Here is a 20,412-nt window from a genome sequence, read left to right on the forward strand (position 1 = left end):
TATATGGACACCGMTATTTTTTAGGAATTCATGTATCTTGGGTTCTGAAACATTAGCAACATGATTAAGAGTGATTATAAGAGATTTGATCCCAGGACCAAACTCACCCTTTACGCCTTGTGGCAATTTTCCTGCATATGTTTTATGCTCAGAAGGAGAATAAAATATCTCTATCCTGTATTTTGTGTTCTCAGGCTTTATGGATATATCCTGAATTATTACGTCTCTATAACCTTTAAGATACGCATCACTGGGTAAATTGGATCTATTAACTTTACATGTTTCAGTTCGATGAACCTCTACTTTGTCCAGTTTAGATTTAGGCTCTTTATCCTATGGAATCTTTCTTTTTCTTCTCTCTTTTTCAGAAGAAATGTCTTCATGCTTTTTAGAGCCACGAATCTTAGGTTTGGCTTTTTCACCTTTGAGTAAGTTGATTTCATCTCGAAGCTTCTGGTTCTCTGCCTTGAGGAATTCAATCTCTTCATTCTGTTTTTCAATTATAGCAAACAAAATGCGAAAAGCTTTGGCATATCTTTCATCTTTAATTTCATCAGGATTGATGTCCAGTGAAGCAAGCAATTGTTTTAAAGCTTCAAGTTCCATTTTTCTACTCCAAAATATGATAAGGGAAAATGGAACTACTATTATAGTTTTTATGTGGTCGAAAATACATTACTGCTTTCGCCCATACAATTTGAAGAGGATACCATTCTTTTTATGGCAACTGTCTATTCTATTTTTACTTTGTTCTTGTCAGCGACCGCCTGATAGCTGTTCTCTTCATGAGCATGCGGGCGTGGAGGTAAGTTTCAGATTAATTGTATCCTCTTCAAATTTGATGGGTTTTTAATCGACTCTGTTCCAAAATATAGTGATTTTTGCATTTCTTCCTAGATTAGGCAGGTGCGACAAGAAGCTATACTATGAATTGCGTCATACGCTACCTTTTCCATTTGAGGTAATCCTAGTGTGACATGCATAAATGGTAACGTTTGTGTGTGAAGCTCACATGACAATATCAAGAACTCAAGGAACCTGACTTTGATAATTGGTTAGGATAAGAATACTATGAAGAACGTAAAGTGAACCATCGTAAGAATCGTGATCTAGAATAAGCGAAAGCAGGTTGGATGCGCTTAAACCAAAAGGTATAGAATCAGGCTGTAATGGGTCTGCCGACATTATAGCAAATGGACAAATGATTCTCGGTTTACAGATGGCTTCTAAGGTATTTACATTATTTGTAGTATAGAACTTGGTAAACCCTATATGCTCCTTCTTCTTCTTCTTTTTTTGAAAAAAAAAAGGAAAGGTAGAGATCCTGTGAAGGAAATTAATGGCATAGAGGGCAGAGGATTTAGGCAAAAAGCGAAAGCCATTCTGTAATGGAATGGATAAGGGTTCTAACTTTGCCCTACCCGAAAGGGTGCATACTTGCTTATCGGTATTCTATTGTATGAAAGGAGGCAAACTTCTGAATGTAAGTTGTTCAACGATATCCTCTCTGGATAAGAAGCTTACAAACGCTCAACTCTGCCATAATTGGAAAACTATCAACTGGCATCAAGTCGAAAAGAGAGTTAATAAGTTGCAAACCCGGATTACAAAAGCAGTCCTACAAAACAAATGGAATCTTGCCAAGAGATTACAGTATTTACTGACTCATTCTTATTATGCCAAACTTCTGGCAGTAAGAAAAGTTACTCAAAATAAAGGAAAAAGGACATCTGGAATTGATGGTGAAAAATGGTTAAGTTCTGCCTCCAAAATGAAAGCTGTCCTTAGTCTCACTGGTAAAAGATACAAATCCAAACCGCTTAAACGAGTCTTCATCAATAAACCTAGTAAGAAGAAGAAGCGTCCCTTAGGTATCCCTACAATGTATGACAGGGCTATCCAATTTATATATTCACTGGCTCTGGAACCCGTAGCTGAAATTAAGTCTGACCTACGGTCTTTTGGCTTCAGAAAACATCGAAGTACCAAGGATGCCTGTCAGCAAATCTTTCTATGTCTGAGTAAGAAGATTTCAGCTCAATGGATTTTGGAAGGTGATATTAAAGGATGTTTCGATAATATAAATCATCAGTGGTTACTGACTAATATTCCAATGGAAAAAGCTATACTAACTCAATTTCTGAAAGCAGGTTTCATATATAAACATCATTTGAATTCAACGAAAGCAGGTACGCCTCAAGGTGGGATTATCTCTCCTATTCTGGCTAATATGACATTGGACGGCATCGAGAAGTTGCTTCTTGCTAAGTACCCTAAAAGAGGGAAAAATTCCAAGAAGGTCAACTTCATAAGATACGCTGACGATTTCATAGTCACTGCTAATTCCGAAGAAACTGCGAGAGAAATTAAGGATGTAATTGTTGCTTTTCTTAAAGAACGAGGTCTTGAGCTCTCTGATGAAAAAACCCTTATCACAAACATTAATGAAGGCTTTGACTTCCTCGGCTGGAATTTCCGCAAGTATAAAGGTAAGCTTCTGACCAAACCTTCCAAAAAGTCCATTAAAATATTTACTGAAACAATCAGTCAAACCATAACGGAAGGAAGAGCATGGTCTCAGGAGGTTTTAATTGCCAAACTAAATCCCATAATAAGAGGCTGGTCCAACTACCATAATTCTGTGGTTTCTTCGGATACTTTCCAGAAACTTGACCACATAATATGGGAACTGTTATGGAAATGGGCTAAAAGAAGACATCCAAATAAATCCAAAGATTGGATTGTCAACAAGTACTGGAAAAGAAGTACTTCCAGAAGGTGGAATTTCAGAACAGGAATAAATGGTTTATTGCTTTTATCCAAAACCAGAATCTGTAGGCATATTCCTTTAAAGCTGAAAATGAATCCGTTTCTTGACACGAATTATTTCCGTGAACGTCAATACAAATTAAGTTTCCGGAAAGGACATTCCATTTGAAAAAAAAAAACTGCTGCCTGATACAGAAAAGGTTATAGAATGCTTGAGCCGTATGAAGGGAAACTTTCACGTACGGTTCTTAGAAGAGGGAGAGCGAGTAATCGCTCTTTCTTATTCAACGTCGACATTTCATTTCCGATAATTTTTACCGATTGCGGTTTTGAAATGAGGGCCCCTTATTATGTGCAGTTGTGCGGTTTACATATGATCCAAACATAATCTCTCATACTAAACTTTAATGGAAAAATGATTCAGTATTTATATGTGTCGTGGGAGTTGAACCACACGTTAACCAACTTTAAATCTAATGTATATTTATCAAATGTTCAAAAAACGATATCAATAAAAATGTTCAAATTCCTTATGTCTACCTGCCGAATCTAGGTTTCTTGATTGAAAATCTGAATTCGTAAAAAAGATTCAGTCTCTAATTAGAATTAAGATTCAATATGTATAGCCTTCAACTCATATTTCGAATTCTGGCATTTTTGTACAAATTCATGGTACAAATATGCCATTTTGTTGAGGTCCTATTAATTAAATGGCCAATATACAGGAATTATTTGCCCCTATTGGCAGGGGTCGAAATGTGGATTGAGATAGCTTACTGTCTCTATACAATTGTTTTTCTATTATATTATTCTTATATATATTCAATCGTTTGAATATTTAATATAATTACACATTAAACAAGGAAATTTTTAATATATAATCATAGCTTGGACTTTTAAAGATCGTAGATGAAATAAAACAAGGAAGGATTTCAAAAATGAAATATCAACGAGTTAGTGTTTCTGGGAAAATATTGTTTTGTTTGGTTTTATTATTTCTTGGATTGTTGAGCTCTTCGGTTGCGCATGCTGAGACTTATAATTTTGTTACTAAATGGGGTTCGTATGGCACCGGCAACGTTTTTAGTTATCCAAGAAGTATTGCTGTAGATTCTTCTGGCTATGTTTATGTTGCCTTTTTGCATAAAGATCGAATTGAGAAGTTCGATAGCAACGGAACTTTCCTTACAAAATGGGGTTCGTATGGCACCGGCAACGGACAATTTGAAGAACCATCTGGTGTTGCTGTAGATTCTTCGGGCAATGTTTATGTAGTCGATCCAAGCAACAATCGCATTGAGAAATTTAACAGCACTGGCGGATATCTTACACAATGGGTTTGTAATGGCAGCGGCTATGAACATATATATGGACACTATTCTTGTACATCCGGTATCGCTGTAGATTCTCTGGGCAATGTTTATGCTGACAATCCTCACAATTCTCTCATTCAGAAATTTAACAGCAACGGCGGATACCTTACACAATGGGGCTCTTTAGGCACCGGCAACGGACAATTTAATGGTTCAATAGGTGTTGCTGTAGATTCTTCGGGCAATGTTTATGTTGCCGATCAATATAATAATCGAATTCAGAAGTTTGACAGCAACGGTGGATACCTTACTCAATGGGGTTCTTCGGGAAGCGGCAACGGACAATTTAAAAATCCATCAGGTGTTGCTGTAGATTCTTCTGGCTATGTTTATGTTGCCTTTTTGCATAAAGATCGAATTGAGAAGTTCGATAGCAACGGAACTTTCCTTACAAAATGGGGTTCGTATGGCACCGGCAACGGACAATTTAATGAACCATTTGGTGTTGCTTTAGATTCTTCGGGTAATGTTTATGTTGCCGATTATAGTATACTATGCATTCAGAAGTTTGCTCCAAATATCAGTAAATCTACCACTAATTTTTCAGATTTCCCTTCAATTATTGTACCTGTTGCTGCAATGCTTGTTTTAACAGTAATATTTAGATGTAAAAAATGGTGAAGTCATCCTCTTTTAAACTTTTTATCAAAACTCCAACATGTATTTTTTCTCAGAGTGCTCTTTTGAATCAGCACGAACACTCTGGCTACACCGCGAATAACGCTTTTTTAATTACCTTAACCTTCCTCGTGTAGGGAATAAACCAATTTGAGGATTGTGTCTTTTGATGCTGTTTTTTAAAGGATTTTTGCATTTTTCCCTTCTCTACTGCTTTTTCTCCTTTCTTGTCAGCGACCGCCTGATAGCTGTTCTCTTCATGAGCATGCGGGCGTGGAGAGAAGTTTTCAGATTAATTTAATTTACTCATGTCGAGCTTGAAAAAACGTGAAAAGATTGTATTTAACTGGACCATGTCTTGCTGGAATAGACAATCTGTTGCTGAATAGGTGAGATAAAGAACTAAAAATATATTATATCCCCTCGGATATTGTATCCTGGATAGCGATCTTCCATGTTCTGGTGGCTGGCACGGGACAGGCAAAAACGAAGAAAGAATAGTCAGACTAAACATCCAGAACTGCATTATAAGAGGTAATGGGGGATTATGATCATGGCAGTCAATGAGAAAGAAATGAGGATTAAGATAATCAAAGACGGACCGTATCGCGTTACAGGTGGAGTGCCGCTTTTAGAACAGGTAATTGTCACCGATGACGACGGCCACACCAGAGAATTAATTGATATAAAGGAATACCCCCGGCGGGAGTCCTATATTCTATGCCGCTGTGGCTCATCCGAAAACAAGCCCTTCTGTGATGGGACCCACCGCAAGATCGGTTTTAACGGTAGCGAAACAGCCAGCAGAAAGCCTTACCTAGAAAAAGCGGAAACATTTGAAGGTCCTGATCTAAAACTCACCGATGCCTACGAACTCTGCGACCATTCCCGTTTCTGCCAGCGGTCTGGCGGAATAAGGAATCTCATACAAAAATCAGACGACCCGGAAGCCAGAAAAACCGCCATAGAGGAAGCTATGATCTGCCCGTCGGGACGGCTGGTCCTGTGGGACAAGAAGACAGGCAAACCCTTTGAAAAAGAATTTGAACCATCTATTGTACTGGTTCACGACAAACAAAAAGGTTGTGAAGGCCCCCTTTGGGTTCGAGGCGGTGTCCCCATCGAATCTGCCGATGGCAGCATGTACGAATCCCGGAACAGAGTAACCCTCTGCCGCTGCGGGAAGTCTGAGAACAAGCCCTACTGTGATGGCAGCCACTGGATGAACAGCCAGCAGAAGCTCGAGTTCAGGAAGAAATGGGGCCTGGAATGAGTGAGTTCGTTGATTCATAGAGATTCTTAACTTGCGGAAATAGTAATCTCGCATACAATCAGGCAATCCAAAAGCCAGAGTGAAAGCAATCAATGGGTGATTCCGCGATAAAAAATAGAAAATTCGAGGATAGTCTTCTTTAGATAGTCTTCTTTATCTTGAGATATCCTCTAATTCCTTCTGGCTCTACAGATCTGCAAAGTATCATCAGCCTGCCGTAATTATCAACCTGCCGTAATTATCAACCTGCCGTAATTATCAACCTGCCGTAATTATCAGCCTGCCGTAATTTTCCGTTTTCACGTTTTTGAACAGCTGGAATGGTGACGTGGCTCAGGTCGTCCAAAAGTTTGCCAATCATATGTTTCTGCCCTGTCCTGTCAGGCGAACGATACCTTTTTCCAGCCTGAGCAAAGTCGTTTGTTTTGAAGATCTTCAAGCCCTTGAAGACATTTATACGCGATCAAGCGAGGTCGAAGCGATCAAGGTTCATTACCTTGGTCCAGGCTGCCACGAAGTCCTGGATAAACTTATCCTGCGCGTCCGCACTTCCGTAAACCTCGGCCAGAGCCCGGAGCTGGGAGTTAGAACCGAAGATGAGATCGACACGCGTACCGGTCCACTTGATTTTGCCAGTCTTGCGATCGCGCCCTTCAAACATATCCCTTGCTTCCGATACCGCCTTCCACTCCGTGCCCATGTCAAGCAAGTTCACGAAGAAGTCGTTTGTTAGCGCCTCCGGCTTCAGGGTAAAAACGCCGTGCTGGGTCTGTCCGAAGTTGGTGTTTAGAACGCGCATACCGCCAACGAGAACCGTCATCTCTGGTGCGGTCAACGTCAGCAATTGCGCCTTGTCAACAAGCAACGCCTCGGCTGATACAGTGTATTGGCTTTTGAGGTAGTTGCGGAAACCATCCGCAATCGGTTCCATTAAGGCGAAGGAGACAACATCGGTCTGCTCCTGCAAAGCATCCATGCGCCCTGGCGAGAAGGGGACCGTCACATCGTGACCAGCATTTTTCGCAGCCTGCTCAACGCCTGCACAACCAGCCAGAACTATCAGGTCAGCAAGAGAGACCTTCTTGCCGTCGGAGGCCGCACTGTTAAACTCTTTCTGAATACCTTCGAGAGTGTTCAGCACTTTCGCCAGCTCGACTGGCTGGTTGACTTCCCAATCCTTCTGTGGAGCGAGGCGAATTCGTGCACCATTCGCACCGCCACGCATGTCAGAGCCACGGAAGGTGGACGCCGATGCCCAGGCAGTCGAAACCAGTTGCGAGATCGACAGCCCAGAAGTGAGGATCCTGTCCTTGAGGGAGGCAATGTCCTTCTCATCGATCAACTTGTGATTGACTGCGGGGATTGGATCTTGCCAGATGAGCTCTTCAGCAGGGACTTCCGGACCGAGGTAGCGGGCGCGCGGACCCATGTCGCGGTGCGTTAGCTTGAACCATGCGCGGGCGAATGCATCCGCTAATTGATCCGGGTTCTCGTAGAAGTTCCTTGAAATTTTTTCGTAGATGGGGTCGAACCTCAAGGAAAGGTCAGTGGTCATCATGCTTGGCGGGTGACGCTTGGACGGATCGTGGGCATCCGGAATCGTGCCGGCACCTGCGCCACCTTTAGGTTGCCACTGATATGCACCGGCCGGGCTCTTCGTTAATTCCCACTCGTAGCCGAACAGGATCCTGAAGAAGTTGTTACTCCACTTCGTTGGCGTGTTGGTCCAGGTGACCTCCAGGCCGCCGGTGATCGTGTCACCGCCTTTGCCGGTGCCGAAGCTGCTCTTCCAACCGAGGCCCTGCTCCTCGATACTGGCCGCTTCTGGCTCAGGCCCGACATGGGACGCAGGACCGGCACCGTGGGTTTTACCGAAGGCATGACCGCCAGCGATGAGCGCAACGGTCTCTTCGTCGTTCATGGACATGCGAGCGAAAATATCGCGGATATCCTTGGCCGCTGCTATCGGATCCGGGTTGCCGTTCGGGCCTTCAGGATTGACGTAGATCAGCCCCATCTGCACGGCAGCGAGCGGATTTTCGAGGTCCCGGTCACCGGAGTAGCGTTTATCACCACCCAGCCACGTATCCTCAGGGCCCCAATAGACGTCCTGATCCGGCTCCCATACATCCTCGCGACCGCCTCCGAAACCGAACGTTTTGAAACCCATTGTTTCCAGGGCGACGTTACCCGCAAGAATCATGAGGTCGGCCCATGAAATCTTCCGGCCATACTTCTGCTTAATTGGCCAGAGCAGGCGACGCGCTTTGTCCAGGTTGACGTTGTCCGGCCAACTGTTGAGCGGAGCAAAGCGCTGCTGGCCTCTACCGCCACCGCCACGGCCGTCAAAGGCGCGGTAGGTTCCGGCGCTGTGCCACGCCATGCGAATAAACAAAGGGCCATAGTGACCAAAGTCCGCTGGCCACCAGTCCTGCGAATCGGTCATCAGCGCCGCGAGGTCTTTCTTCACAGCCGCCAGGTCGAGGCTCTTGAACTCTTTCGCGTAGTTGAAGTCCTCACCCATAGGGTTGGACTTGGAAGAATGCTGGCGCAGGATCTCGATCTTCAACTGGTTTGGCCACCAGTCGCGGTTCGACATGCCTTTACCGGTTTCTTGTTTGTCTGTTCTGCCCATTTCAGGAATCTTTCTTTCGTCAGTCATAACGTTACCTACCCCAACTATTAATAAAAATTCAAGACCAACTCTCTAGTATGCAATCTCTTAAATCTTGTCCATTCTTGGAAGAATTGAGTGCCGTTTGCCAGAGAGATCAATTTCGGTCCGCTTTTAAAAAGCTTGAAATTCTTACATGATGTTTTGCCATTTCCAATTTATCATCTTTTACTGTGAGCTTGTTTCAAAACTACCTCTAATCCTTCCATGCCAATTTTTTGGAGTAAAGAAATCAAGATTATCAAGTCGAATGGAAAATCTGCTTTATATAATACATGAATAATCGGAATTTTGAAACTAGCTCGGTATGAACGACATGAGCCTCTTAATAGGCTTCATCATAATACAGCTCATGTAAAGTCCATTGCTATTCTTTCAAACCGTCATCCTCTTGTCGAATTTGCCTTTCCAATCCTGGAAGTTCGTTACTTCAGGTCTTACGACTCCGATTCTGGCTATATTTCCCCCTTTTAATCATTACTATTAGTTTTATCCCTAAAGAAATTATTCAAATTCAATATTAAAAACTATATAACCACGGATATCTATTTAATATTGAGTAGTGAACTATCCCTCCCTGCCTGACGGCGAAGAAGGAGCTTCTTGCTTCATCCCTCGAAACACTGCTCGCAAGTCCACGAGCCCATCCCCTACGTTCCGCAGGTGTCAGATAACTATTAGGTTTTGACATAGAAGATAGAATTTTTATTATATTGATTGCAGCATTTACATCTCTATCGTGTTTGGTTTTGCTTGTGTTTGGTTTTGCAATAAGGACATATCCATCCTCTGTCTCTCAAGGTCAAATTTGAATTAGAATATCCACACAAAACAACGAAGAGCCCAGATTTTTGAAGAAGGCTCAAACTTTCTATGAAAAACCGCTTCAACTTTTCCAATCTTTGGAAGTTTGATAATATTTTTATCAAAGTATACCGTGTAATGATGTGGAATTTGCTTTATGACGCCGAATTTGCTTTATGACGCCGAATTTGCTTTATGACGCCGAATTTGCTTTATGACGCCGAATTTGCTTTATGGCGCCGAATGCACTTGATTTAACATCATACGAGCGTAAGTCCTGTTTATGTAAACTAATTCTTCAAATCACTACGATCAATGGTAAAATCACATGCAATACTATATCAGCAGAGAAATGCGATATCATAGCTGATTCTAAACCTTTTTTCCAGTAAAGCCATCCAAATATAATTCCAGCAACACAATTTATAACAATGGTACGGACAATTAACAGCGGGCTGGGTGTTGTAATTGCTAACAAAGTTGGTAGATGGCCAATACCAAAAATAACGGCTGCCAGAATAATAGCTAACCACATATCTGCGTTTGTTGGCTTTCCATCCTCTGTTTTTTTAATTTTAAAAAATATCCAAACAAGTAGAGTCATTAAAAATAATCTTAAAAGGATCTCTTCGTTTATTCCACCATAAAACGATGAAAGGAAGCCCTGCCATGCCGGAGGATTTAGCTGACCTGCCTGAGCTACATTAATTGTTACACCCGCAAAGGAAAACAGGTAATCAAGTCCAATTATCAGGATACCGGCTAACATTCCAAGCCCAATGGATATTCCAAGTATGGATTTTAAATAACTTTTAACCTCTCTGCCTTCAATCCATCCTTCAAGGATTGGAAGGCCAAGTCCGACTTTTTTGGCAAGATGAAGGCCAATAATGATGGCAACCGCAAACAGGATCATACTTTGGATAACCTGAGCAGCCAGGAAGACGTATAAAGGCACGGGTAAATTTTGAAGTAATTCTCCTTGAAGAGTAAGAGTATAAGGAAGTACAAATATAACTCCAAAGATACATGCAATTAGTAAGATTATAAATAATTTCCACTCTGTTTTCATTTTTATCTCCATATTACTTCATTTAATTATTTTCTCCTGATGTCCGATATTTTCCAATGGCCACCTTTCTTCTCCAGGGAATTCCATGTTGAATACAAAGGGCTTGAACATTGAGGGGTTAACTGTTACTGGGTTAAATGTTCCTATTAGCGGTTGGGCAGAATAACGGATGAATAAAACTCTTTTATAATTACGAGTAACTGGAAACGATTCTGGAGTAAGAACCCTATCAGAACGATTCTGGAGGAAGGAACCTATCAGTTTGTGAGCAGATATCGAGCGTGGAGAGAAGTACAGGTTCAAATTTAAAATCTGGAAATTTGACATTTTCAAATTAAATTTTAGTAGTATATTAAATTTTTTAGTTTTTAGTCATTTTCTATGGATAAGACGATTTCCAATTCAAAACCTCATTGGTTTTTATGAGGACATTATGAGGACATTATGAGGACATTATGAGGACATCCGCACAAAACAACGAAGAACTAATTCAACATGAAAATACTGCCATCTGCAAGCATTTTCATAGGTTGTGCATGTTATTCAAAGAATATCGTGTTCGTTTAACATGAAAATACCGCGATCTGCAAGCATTTTTTAAATAAATATTCAACTTAGTGCCAAAATTTACAACTAGATTGCAACCAGCTAACAAAGTCAGACTTTAAAATAAGAACTATTCCCTTTTTGTTGACAGCATATGAGTTTACTTGCGGCAATCGGGTCATATATATGTTTTCTGTGCGAATCTTTGAACAATCAAAGATAAGAAAATGGCTTCACGTTCAAATTCTCACGAAAATTGCATAATGTAACACTTTATACGGAAAACTTATAAAGAGTCAGCAAAGAGGGGTTTATGAAGTTCAAATGTAGTCTTCTAGACCACCAAAGACTCCATAAGATACGCTCTAAGAGGAATTATTGAGTTAGCTTTGAGTGTTTTAAGCTTGTGTTATTTTGCCTTCTAAGGAAAATAGACTCTTCGGAATGAAGTAAATGATCAGGAACAAAATTGGAACAAGAGTACTGCTTTTGGCAGTGTTTCTGGCTGCTGTCGCATTGGTGCCGGCTGTTAATGCTCAAAATGAAAATGATTATTCTGTAACTGAAGAGGTAGCTTTTGAACATGCAAATGCGCAAATAATAAATTTTATTGCAAACGATGCCGAATTTGAAGAGTGGAAAGGAGCATCTATCGATCCCAAGCCATTAGAACTCTATGATCCAAACGGGCAGAAACTGTATTATCAATTTTCTGTATATAAAAATAACAGCCTGATAGGTAGAGTCGACGTAGGGGCGAATAAGACCCTTGGGCAGTCAATTCAGGTTATCGAACAAACTCCGGTTCTGTATAATATAACTGAAGCAGTGAATAAATCAATTGAAACTGCCAGAAATGAATATCCAGACGGTGAAATAAAATCAACCAAGGTGGTTGTATATTGCTATCCCAGTATTGGGGCAATGACCGTAATAAAAGACAAAGCCTCAGGGGATGAGCATCGGATATTTGTAGATGCATATACTCTTGAAGTGATACCGGATAGACCTGCAACTGAAACGGATCCCGGAATTTGGTCAATTTTTGATAGGAGATTACAGAATGGGGTGGAGGAGAATTTAAAGAGCTGGCAGGCAAGCGATCAGCTTACTAAATCTATAGAACAAGAAGCGGCTAGTAAAGGAATTTGTATCAGTGTGCCAGTAACATTGGATGATTACCTGAATTCCGAAGCAACTAATGTGAACTATGAGTACTATAATTACTTTTTTGGACTTTACTCACTGGGAAATACTGTAATTAGCAGATACGGCAAACTTCCTGTACTGGAAAGTGAAGAACAAAAAGAAAACTGGAACTCTACTCTTGAAGAACTCAGTAACAGGATAGAAGATCCGGTTGCTTCAAAATATATGTATCCCCATGGAGAGGTAATGTCATGCGGAATTAATGACAGGGGATACTTTGTCATTTTGTTCAAGTATGGCAATGTTGACAAGCCTTTGATGGATGAGATGTACACTCTAATAGACGACTCTGCAAAAGAGATGGGTATACAGGACGTTCCGGTAGAATTTGGTTACGGAACCTATTGGGAGGAAATTTACCTGGAAAGTATTAATGGCTGGTACTGGTTTGGAAAAAGTACAGAGAATCTATCCAAATCAGATATTAATACTCTTGAAGAGGTTATGGAGCACAAACCGACCATGCCTTTGAATAAAACAATTGCAGCTTATGGAATCATTCCTTTGTTAAAAGACCCGAATGAGATAAACTTATGGCAAGAAAAACTGTATACGATTACTTGTCAAATACAGAAAAAAATGACGCCATATATGGAAAAGGGTCAGATAATAACTTATGGGGCAAGGATAAGACTGGAAATAGAAATTAACGAAACTTTGTCTTCCGAAGAACAGAACACTATAGTTAAAGAGGTTTACCAGATAATTGACGAAGAAGCAAGAAAACAAAATATTACCAACGTCCCGGTTGTTTTTATAACACCTGAAGAAGAATCCATGACAAAACCTGACAATTCAAGCAATAATAGTGATTCTGAATCTGATGCTGGGGGTAAACAAAGCAAAAATAACTCTACTCCAGGTTTTGGATTATTGGCAAGCTTAACCTGCCTTTATGGAGGATGGAAACTCAAGAGAAAATAATGAGAGAAAATAATGAGAGAAAATAATGAGAGAAAATAATGAGAGAAAATAATGAGAGAAAATAATGAGAGAAAATAATGAGAGAAAATAATGAGAGAAAATAAGGGGAGAAAATGATGGGAAAAAATAAGGGGAGAAAATAATACAGGACAGAAGATTACTATGAAACAACTAACCTCGTTTTTCATATGGTCGCTTCTCAAAAAACTGTATAATTAGGCTGGTCACGTATCCATCTTCATTAGCTACACAAAGCTCATAATATTATCCAGTATACCTGTACAATTTTTCCATTGGGATGTAAAATCTCTTTTTCAAAGATACCATTGTACTTTTGAATTATTTTACATGAAGCTTCATTGTCTTTGTAACATGCCAGCATCACTTTTGATAATCTAATTTGCCTCGCGTAATCAAGTGCCATTTTCAGCATTTGTGTGGCATAACCTTTTTTGCGTTCGGAGGGGCGTACACCGTAACCAATGTGCCCGTAATTACGTAAAAAGTCGTTTAGGCTGTGCCGAATATCAATCATACCTATAATTTTTTGATCAGACTTACGAACAACAAAAAATGTACTTGCGACTACCCAATCACTATGTACGGTTTTTTCATTGGAGTTTTCTTCGATAATTTTGAGCCAATCCGAGTAAAGATCTATTTTGTCAAGCAGAGCGCTACCATGTAATTCATATTCTCCGATATCAAAGTGTTCTTTTTTATATTCTAAAGCAGCCTCTTCAAACGTTGTAGTCGGTTTTATTAATTCGAGGTCATCCATAAAGTACTTCTCTGACATTCATTCGGGCATTTATTACGACATATATAAAAATTTTTGTATTGCCCTTAGTTTCTAAAACTTTTGCAACAAATCCAGATTGAATGCCCGAGTTTTATTAAAGAATCTGGTAACTGTGTGTATATGCAAGAGTTGAATTCTATCATATTTTTAGATCCTTAAACGTTAAATAGAGATCCAGATAAACAATTTATCATTACCGAAGTGATCCATTCTCGGTATTTGAGAAAACCAGGGGGTGTTTTAACGGTTCAAAAGTTAAATAGTAGAGTGGTGGGATTATGGTATTAGTGAGTAAGAGATGGATTTTAGATAATGTTCAAATGTTGTACTGCTCCAGTGGAGTACTTGACCTTGAAGATATCAAGGATTTCAAGGAACCCAAAGAGGGTTTTGAAACAAATCTGAGCCATATTGAAAAGCTGGAAGTAGAGAAAGGGGAAAGAAGGGAAACGTTCCATGTCCTTATTCCTGGCGGGTTTGGATTGGCTGAAGCGTTCCCTTTCACTGCGTACCCCGAAGAAACCGACGAATATTAAATAGTAAAGGATATCGGATGTTAAAACCGAATAACTGTGAAAAAAGATCGGATACGATAAATACAAAAATATAAAAGGAATAAAATTAAGCGGAATAAAATTAAGCGGAATAAAATTAAGCGTTTTCTTACACTCTTCTCCTTGCTTTTCTATTTGTCTTATTCACTTTATTTCTGCACTTTCATAGAAACATTTACACTGATGCCAACTAACACAACAATTGAACAATTTAACCAAAAATTGATTGCGAAAAAACATGTCATTTCATAACATCTTTAACACTTTTCACCCAAAGATCCAGGAGCCCTCAAAACTCTTGGCTTTACAAAACCCACAGAACCGGGCGCTGTTTTTTCATAAGGCTCTTCGTCATTTCCGATGGATGAGATGATTTTCAATTCAAGGCCGCATTGGTTTTTGAGGACATTATGAGGACATTATGAGGATATCCACACAAAAAAAGAAGAGCCCTTTTTATGAGTTACTGTTACTTTGGCCCTTGAGATTGTTGTGTGCCGATGAATAATTTTCTGGTTTGGCACCTTAGATCATTTGGGTTGTAGAAAGGTTTTACCCAGTTATCTGTTGTATCGAGTTGCAATGGTTTGTTTGACGTACTGTTTTCATGCAGGCTTCTGAACCTGTAGTGGTCGAATAGCCGGATAGCTTCAATGGCGTAATAGTAAGCTATATCTACATCCCGGATTTCGATCAAATTATCACCATTGCTTTTTTCGCCACCCTGGGAGAGATTGGAAGAGCCGCAGTACACGACCGGATTATCGCCATTAAAGTCGCAGACAACGAATTTGTGGTGTATAACCTGTCCCCTCCCCCCGCTATATTCTTCCTTGAAAGGCTCTGGAATGTCCTTTTCCAGGAACTCAAAGCTTGTCACTCCACTATTCTTCCCTTGCTTGAACAAACTTAGCTGGCTGTTTTTTTCGATAGTTCCAAGAGAGAGAATATTATCTCTGTTTGACAGGTTCTCAAGGGCTGGCATCACAGGTCCTCCTCCAGAAGTCTCCATAACAGCAAAGAAGACCGAACTTTTTGCCGAATCTATGGTTTGAGACACTGTTTCCAGGGAGAATGCTGTTTTATGCGGAGCATAGCTGATTGAGACCGAAGGGTTATGATCCGTTGTTGCTTCAAACCATTGTGATGCGATGGTTGAGGATTTAAACTTTTTTTGATCATTGAAAGCCTGTTCGAATGCCTGCTCATAAAGTTCAGCGGTTGTGGGGTCATTAAAGATCAGAACACTGTTAGCCTGGACGTAGAATCCTCTTAATGAGAAGTTGGCTGAACCTGTTAGCACTTTTACAGCTTTGCCATTTTTCTTTTGAATCATTACTTTGTTATGCGCAAAACGGGAGAAATGACCGGTTTTTACAGACGCTCCTGCCTGCTTCAACTTGTTGACAACATCAGGTTCAACCGCCGTGGATTTAGTGTGCAGCGTGGCATCATCCTGAAATACACGAACATGAGGCCCCATAGCAGCAAGTTTTCGAATAATGTCAGGTTCGTCGAAGTCGTAAGCGAATACGTCTACACTAATCGAATCATCATTCAAGCACTCTTCAAGAAAATCGAAAACCATTTTTCTTGCGTGAGCACCCAGCCATGTATATTGTGCCTGGTATGGAGCAGTATCGAAATCAATGGACTTGGTCTTCGGCCTGATAGCCTTATTATCAAACCTGTCGGCATAAGCCTGAGACGAAATATACCCCCTAGTAAAACCCAGTTCAAGATTGGGAAAAGCACGATAACTCAGGTCTGCTTCAGTTTGAACGCTGGGACCTAAATCAACAGATCCATTGCTATTGAAATAACACGCATAAACAGTGTAAACGTATTTCCCAGGGCCTGCGCTTGGAAAATGAACCCAGTGGAATATCTGAAAAGGAGCTTTGTTCGAATCTTCCCACATTTCAGGAGTAAGTTCAGTTTCACTTGAAAGCTCTCTCTTAAAACTAAGCCTGTTCTTCAACCAGTACTTGTTCGACCTGTAAGGACCTTTGTTCGGAGTAATAACCTTCACCGCAAAGCCTGCAAGGTTTTTCGTCTTCTCCTCATCAATATCAAATGCCAGAAGAACCGTACCGTCTCCATCATAAGCAGTGACTGCCAATCCTTCATTCTTAGACAATTTGCTCAAAGGCATAATAATGCGCTCCCTATATAATTTTAGTAATAATAAATTACAAAAGAACAGAATTTAAAGATGTTAGTATCAAAAATAAAACGAAAGTACATTGTGATTTGGATTCATTGGCTACTCTAAAACTCTAAATGGTTGCAGCCTTCAAACCCTGGGAGGAAGAGGAAATCAAGATTGTTAAAAAATAGGTAAAAAAGGTCAAAGTTTCCCCGAAGAAAAGAAACGAATACAGAGAGTTTACAGAAACGCAAGCGTGGTCAGCTTGTAGGGAAAATAGGCGGTTATTGCGCTTGCCAGCTGGGGAATTGGGCCTGATACGGCGTCAATGGTGATTGAAAAAATGATAGGGGATGAAGAGGCGTTTTACAGGGATATTCTGATTGTGGAGAGGAATTATGTGAAGACGAAGAAGTTTTGGGAATAAGGAAAAGGTAAAACAAACAACCTCTTGCATTGATTTCTACGCCCTAAATTATTTTATTTATAATTTGACGGGCTATAAATTCTACAATGAATAAATTTGCTTCTTGCCTCTGTTTTTCAGTTCAAATGAGTAATTCCTGTCCCAATTGTAGAATAAAATTTAATTTTAAGACACGCTATAAGGTATTCGGACTCTGTTCTAAAATCTATTCATTTTTAGTTTTATGTTCATCACTTGATTTTTAAACCGAATCGATCTTCGTTTTTAAATGTAAATCTGCAAACATAATCATACATATCATCGGGTATACCCATTGCAATATACAGATAATCTTCAATATCTCGTAAATTTATTCTTTGTTCATATGGCACTTCTTCACGTAACTTCTTTCTGCAGGCTAATTCCACAAGATCATGTCCCAAGTTTATATTCTTTTCGAATAATTCTTTAAATTCGCTAAGAGTTATTTGGAGCAAGCTGTCTGAGATTTCTACATTTATTTCCCTTTGGTTTAGAAATTCGTTTAATATCTCAATCAATTGAAATTTTTTCACTAATGAGTATATCTTTAACTCGGGACTAGTACCTACATTATATAAATTATTATTATTTTCATTGCATATTTTCAAATACTTCTGTTGAATTTCATCTACTTCATTAACAAGAAGCAGCATTGATCTATCTATTATTCTCGGTGGCAACGAGTCGAAGTTTTTAGAAAGTAAATTTAAAAATGTTATCTTGTAATTTGTATTTCTGGATGAAACAACAGCTTCTACGCAAGAAGTAAATAAATGAGATTCTCCAAACACTTCAATTCGTTCCATCATATGTTTAAGGGCTATGGCTTTTTCATTAATATCTTCACTTTCTGCTGATATGAGTAATAATTTATCTAAATCTCTGTTTACTGTCCCATAATTTTCAATCATACGTAACTGAAAGCAATCCAATTTATTATCTAAATCGACTAGTATCTCTTCACATTTTTCTTTCAATATTCTCCACCAATGAAGCAATCTTGATTCATTCTTTATAGTGTACCAAAATGCTTCATGATAAGAAGGGTGTACAAAGTCAAATTTACTTACTTTTGAATTTTTCCCTTTACTTTCCAAAAGTATCATATCAAACTTATCTTTGTCAACTGAAAATGAACTTGGAGGAATACTAAATATGTACTTTTTTTTGTACAAAAATGCTAAAGTTTCTCTATATGCATCTTCAAGATCTATTTTGGATGCAGAATAATTTATAAAGAGTATATTTGAGGTTGATTGAATTTCTACCCATGTTAAGAAGATCTGCTCATGGTCAGATAAGCTCGTCATCCATTCTCCCAATGCTCTTACCATTTCCTTAGATTTATCGACATGCTGAAGTACTTCTTCTAAAGAAGTAAGTCTTTCTGAAGTTCTTACAAAGAATTCTATGTTGTGAGGAGCTGGAAGCATTTCAGGCAACTTTTCATCTAGTACTTGAACTACTTTTTCGTCAGTTGCCCAAAGAGGTTTGTAAAACTGAGTGTATCTATGTAATATATCTACAAGAACTTCTGATTTGTACGAGGTATGAACTCTAAGATCTTTTTCAAGTCCTTCAATATCCTGACAATCTTGTTCAGCCAGAGCTTCTCTAAAAATATTCAATCTAGTGGTTACAATAATTCTTAAATGTTCATACTGTTTAGATAATATCAAAAATTCACTTAGTCCTTTGGCAAATTCATCTGTTCTACGTTCCATTGTTTCGCCAAAGGGATCGTCAAAATGAATGATCACAGGATTTCCCTTTTTAGAAGATATTAAAGATAAAAGAAGCTTTTTAAGGTTTCCTTCATTTTCGTGAAGCATTGTTATTAAATTATCATGTCTTATATGCAGTGTTTCATAGTCTTTTTGGTAGTATTCCCAAAGCAGATGGATTGCAGTATATGTTTTACCTAAATGAGGCTCTCCGATTATGAATATAATATGATCTTTTTCTAACTTTGAATATATTTCATTGTACTCTGTGGGTTTTACATAAAGGGAAGTTAAATTTTTATAACGACTTCGTGAATTTTCTAATTCCTTTCCAAAACCTATATTTCTTAAAAATCCTTCTATTGACGGTTTAGAATATGAAGCATTGCTTCTTCCTTCTTCAAGTTCTACATATTTCAGTAGTTTTTCAAAAAAATTATCAAAATTTCCATCGCTTCCGTCTATTATTTTGCTTTTTCCACGAACTATTAATGTCTGGGAAATTCTGCTTTCTACTTCTGGTTTTGAGGGGTTTACAAAATGGATTTCTTTACCTTCATCTTCAAAAAGCTTATCAATGTCTCGATCTTGTCCACTATATCCTACAATAATTAGACTTTGGTTAATTAATTGAGACAGATCCGGTTTTATTTCCTTTTCAAAATCAGAGATTTCCTCTGGTCTAAAAGCATAACTTCTTGGTGATTCTAAAGTACCATGTAATTTAATTATTTTTAAAGGAGAGTGGGAAGAGTTAAGTTGTTCAACTATCTCTTCACGTCGATCTTTTTTATTCACAACTAGGACAAAATCATCTGGTTGGTAACATCCTACATTATTCAGGGCTCTTTCCAGTAAACTATCCAGGTTTGTAGAAAGAATCTTCTTAATATAGCCTTTTTTTATGAGTTTAACTAAATTACCATATCCTTCTGAAGGTTTTTTGCGATCCCATAAATGTGGCCTAAGAATTGAGTATTTAGTCTCATGATCTAATGTTCCCCATATATCATAAAAACGAGTGAGTTTCTCTTTGTTTTTGCTTTCTCTAAGAAGTTCTCCAAATTTTTTCTCTATTTGGGTTGCATTTTCAATTTCAGTTTCCCATTTATCAAACTCTGAATTAGCATACTGTTTCAAGACATCATCAACAATTTGCATCATACTTGAGCATCCAGAACTTATTGATGCTCCAGCACCGAGAAATAATATATACGGATCAGTACCGGAAATTTTTCTTGAAACCATGCTGTTAGCTAAAGCTCTTATAGAGTCTGACATATAGAGCACCATTATTTTGGTTATAAATTAAAATTAAATGAGAAATACTACTTTTAAAATGTTACGATTTTTCACTGTTCTTCAATATAAACTTCAAAATAACCGCCTAATCGAAGGATTTGAGTAGCTGAGCAGGAAATATAATAAAAAAGTGATTTAAAAACAGGTTACTTTTAAACTTAGAAGTCTCTA

The 20,412-nt window shown here is 39.0% G+C and carries 13 protein-coding genes; 5 read left to right on the top strand and 8 right to left on the bottom strand.

Annotation, left to right across the window (positions count from 1 at the left end):
- Positions 1-333: 333 nt before the first annotated feature.
- The gene (locus FXW07_RS13330; protein ID WP_052727877.1) at positions 334-606 is read right to left on the bottom strand and encodes a hypothetical protein; all 273 of its coding nucleotides are present in this window, start codon (positions 604-606) and stop codon (positions 334-336) included.
- 853 nt (positions 607-1,459) lie between these two features.
- Here FXW07_RS13330 and ltrA point away from each other — a divergent pair.
- The 3 genes from ltrA to FXW07_RS13345 all read left to right on the top strand — a co-directional run bounded on the left by ltrA (position 1,460) and on the right by FXW07_RS13345 (position 6,033).
- Complete coding sequence (ltrA, locus tag FXW07_RS13335) at positions 1,460-2,938, top strand: group II intron reverse transcriptase/maturase (protein WP_229395863.1); 1,479 nt, start codon at positions 1,460-1,462, stop codon at positions 2,936-2,938.
- Between the two features lie 769 nt (positions 2,939-3,707).
- The gene (locus tag FXW07_RS13340) at positions 3,708-4,763 is read left to right on the top strand and encodes an SMP-30/gluconolactonase/LRE family protein (RefSeq protein ID WP_229395864.1); all 1,056 of its coding nucleotides are present in this window, start codon (positions 3,708-3,710) and stop codon (positions 4,761-4,763) included.
- Between the two features lie 550 nt (positions 4,764-5,313).
- On the top strand, positions 5,314-6,033 hold the full coding sequence (locus tag FXW07_RS13345) for a CDGSH iron-sulfur domain-containing protein (RefSeq protein WP_229395865.1): 720 nt from the start codon (positions 5,314-5,316) through the stop codon (positions 6,031-6,033).
- Positions 6,034-6,274: 241 nt separating this feature from the next.
- On the opposite strand, the gene FXW07_RS13350 is transcribed toward FXW07_RS13345, so the two are convergent.
- From FXW07_RS13350 to FXW07_RS13365, 4 genes are all read right to left on the bottom strand, one after another.
- Positions 6,275-6,472 carry a catalase-related domain-containing protein gene (locus FXW07_RS13350; protein ID WP_229395866.1) on the bottom strand — a complete coding sequence of 66 codons (198 nt, stop codon included), beginning with the start codon at positions 6,470-6,472 and terminating at the stop codon, positions 6,275-6,277.
- A gap of 24 nt (positions 6,473-6,496) precedes the next feature.
- Positions 6,497-8,695, bottom strand: a complete 2,199-nt coding sequence (katG, locus tag FXW07_RS13355) for a catalase/peroxidase HPI (RefSeq protein ID WP_276573350.1) — start codon at positions 8,693-8,695, stop codon at positions 6,497-6,499.
- Positions 8,696-9,809: 1,114 nt separating this feature from the next.
- On the bottom strand, positions 9,810-10,583 hold the full coding sequence (locus tag FXW07_RS13360) for a CPBP family glutamic-type intramembrane protease (protein ID WP_229395867.1): 774 nt from the start codon (positions 10,581-10,583) through the stop codon (positions 9,810-9,812).
- An 18-nt stretch (positions 10,584-10,601) separates the two neighbouring features.
- Positions 10,602-10,910: a hypothetical protein gene (locus FXW07_RS13365; protein WP_229395868.1), complete on the bottom strand. Its 309-nt coding sequence runs from the start codon at positions 10,908-10,910 to the stop codon at positions 10,602-10,604.
- 672 nt (positions 10,911-11,582) lie between these two features.
- Between FXW07_RS13365 and FXW07_RS13370 the strand changes: the two genes are divergently transcribed.
- Positions 11,583-13,262: a hypothetical protein gene (locus tag FXW07_RS13370; protein ID WP_229395869.1), complete on the top strand. Its 1,680-nt coding sequence runs from the start codon at positions 11,583-11,585 to the stop codon at positions 13,260-13,262.
- Between the two features lie 256 nt (positions 13,263-13,518).
- Here FXW07_RS13370 and FXW07_RS13375 read toward each other — a convergent pair whose 3' ends face one another.
- Positions 13,519-14,043, bottom strand: a complete 525-nt coding sequence (locus tag FXW07_RS13375) for a GNAT family N-acetyltransferase (protein WP_229395870.1) — start codon at positions 14,041-14,043, stop codon at positions 13,519-13,521.
- A 299-nt stretch (positions 14,044-14,342) separates the two neighbouring features.
- On the opposite strand from FXW07_RS13375, the gene FXW07_RS13380 reads away from it, so the two are divergent.
- On the top strand, positions 14,343-14,600 hold the full coding sequence (locus tag FXW07_RS13380; protein ID WP_229395871.1) for a hypothetical protein: 258 nt from the start codon (positions 14,343-14,345) through the stop codon (positions 14,598-14,600).
- A gap of 487 nt (positions 14,601-15,087) precedes the next feature.
- Here FXW07_RS13380 and FXW07_RS13385 read toward each other — a convergent pair whose 3' ends face one another.
- Both FXW07_RS13385 and FXW07_RS13390 read right to left on the bottom strand, forming a co-directional pair.
- Positions 15,088-16,773 (bottom strand): phospholipase D-like domain-containing protein, encoded by a 1,686-nt coding sequence (locus tag FXW07_RS13385; RefSeq protein WP_229395872.1) that lies wholly within the window; start codon positions 16,771-16,773, stop codon positions 15,088-15,090.
- A gap of 651 nt (positions 16,774-17,424) precedes the next feature.
- Positions 17,425-20,220, bottom strand: a complete 2,796-nt coding sequence (locus FXW07_RS13390; protein ID WP_229395873.1) for an SIR2 family protein — start codon at positions 20,218-20,220, stop codon at positions 17,425-17,427.
- Positions 20,221-20,412: the final 192 nt, after the last annotated feature.

Origin of the sequence: Methanosarcina sp. DH1, assembly GCF_020804205.1 — an archaeon.
In the GTDB taxonomy this organism is placed as follows: domain Archaea; phylum Halobacteriota; class Methanosarcinia; order Methanosarcinales; family Methanosarcinaceae; genus Methanosarcina; species Methanosarcina vacuolata.

Coding starts and splice junctions, on each gene's coding strand:
- FXW07_RS13330 (WP_052727877.1), bottom strand. CDS start 606: ATGGAACTTGAAGCTTTAAAACAATTGCTTGCTTCACTGGACATCAAT.
- ltrA (WP_229395863.1), top strand. CDS start 1,460: ATGAAAGGAGGCAAACTTCTGAATGTAAGTTGTTCAACGATATCCTCT.
- FXW07_RS13340 (WP_229395864.1), top strand. CDS start 3,708: ATGAAATATCAACGAGTTAGTGTTTCTGGGAAAATATTGTTTTGTTTG.
- FXW07_RS13345 (WP_229395865.1), top strand. CDS start 5,314: ATGGCAGTCAATGAGAAAGAAATGAGGATTAAGATAATCAAAGACGGA.
- katG (WP_276573350.1), bottom strand. CDS start 8,695: ATGACTGACGAAAGAAAGATTCCTGAAATGGGCAGAACAGACAAACAA.
- FXW07_RS13360 (WP_229395867.1), bottom strand. CDS start 10,583: ATGAAAACAGAGTGGAAATTATTTATAATCTTACTAATTGCATGTATC.
- FXW07_RS13365 (WP_229395868.1), bottom strand. CDS start 10,910: ATGTCAAATTTCCAGATTTTAAATTTGAACCTGTACTTCTCTCCACGC.
- FXW07_RS13370 (WP_229395869.1), top strand. CDS start 11,583: ATGATCAGGAACAAAATTGGAACAAGAGTACTGCTTTTGGCAGTGTTT.
- FXW07_RS13375 (WP_229395870.1), bottom strand. CDS start 14,043: ATGGATGACCTCGAATTAATAAAACCGACTACAACGTTTGAAGAGGCT.
- FXW07_RS13380 (WP_229395871.1), top strand. CDS start 14,343: ATGGTATTAGTGAGTAAGAGATGGATTTTAGATAATGTTCAAATGTTG.
- FXW07_RS13385 (WP_229395872.1), bottom strand. CDS start 16,773: ATGCCTTTGAGCAAATTGTCTAAGAATGAAGGATTGGCAGTCACTGCT.
- FXW07_RS13390 (WP_229395873.1), bottom strand. CDS start 20,220: ATGTCAGACTCTATAAGAGCTTTAGCTAACAGCATGGTTTCAAGAAAA.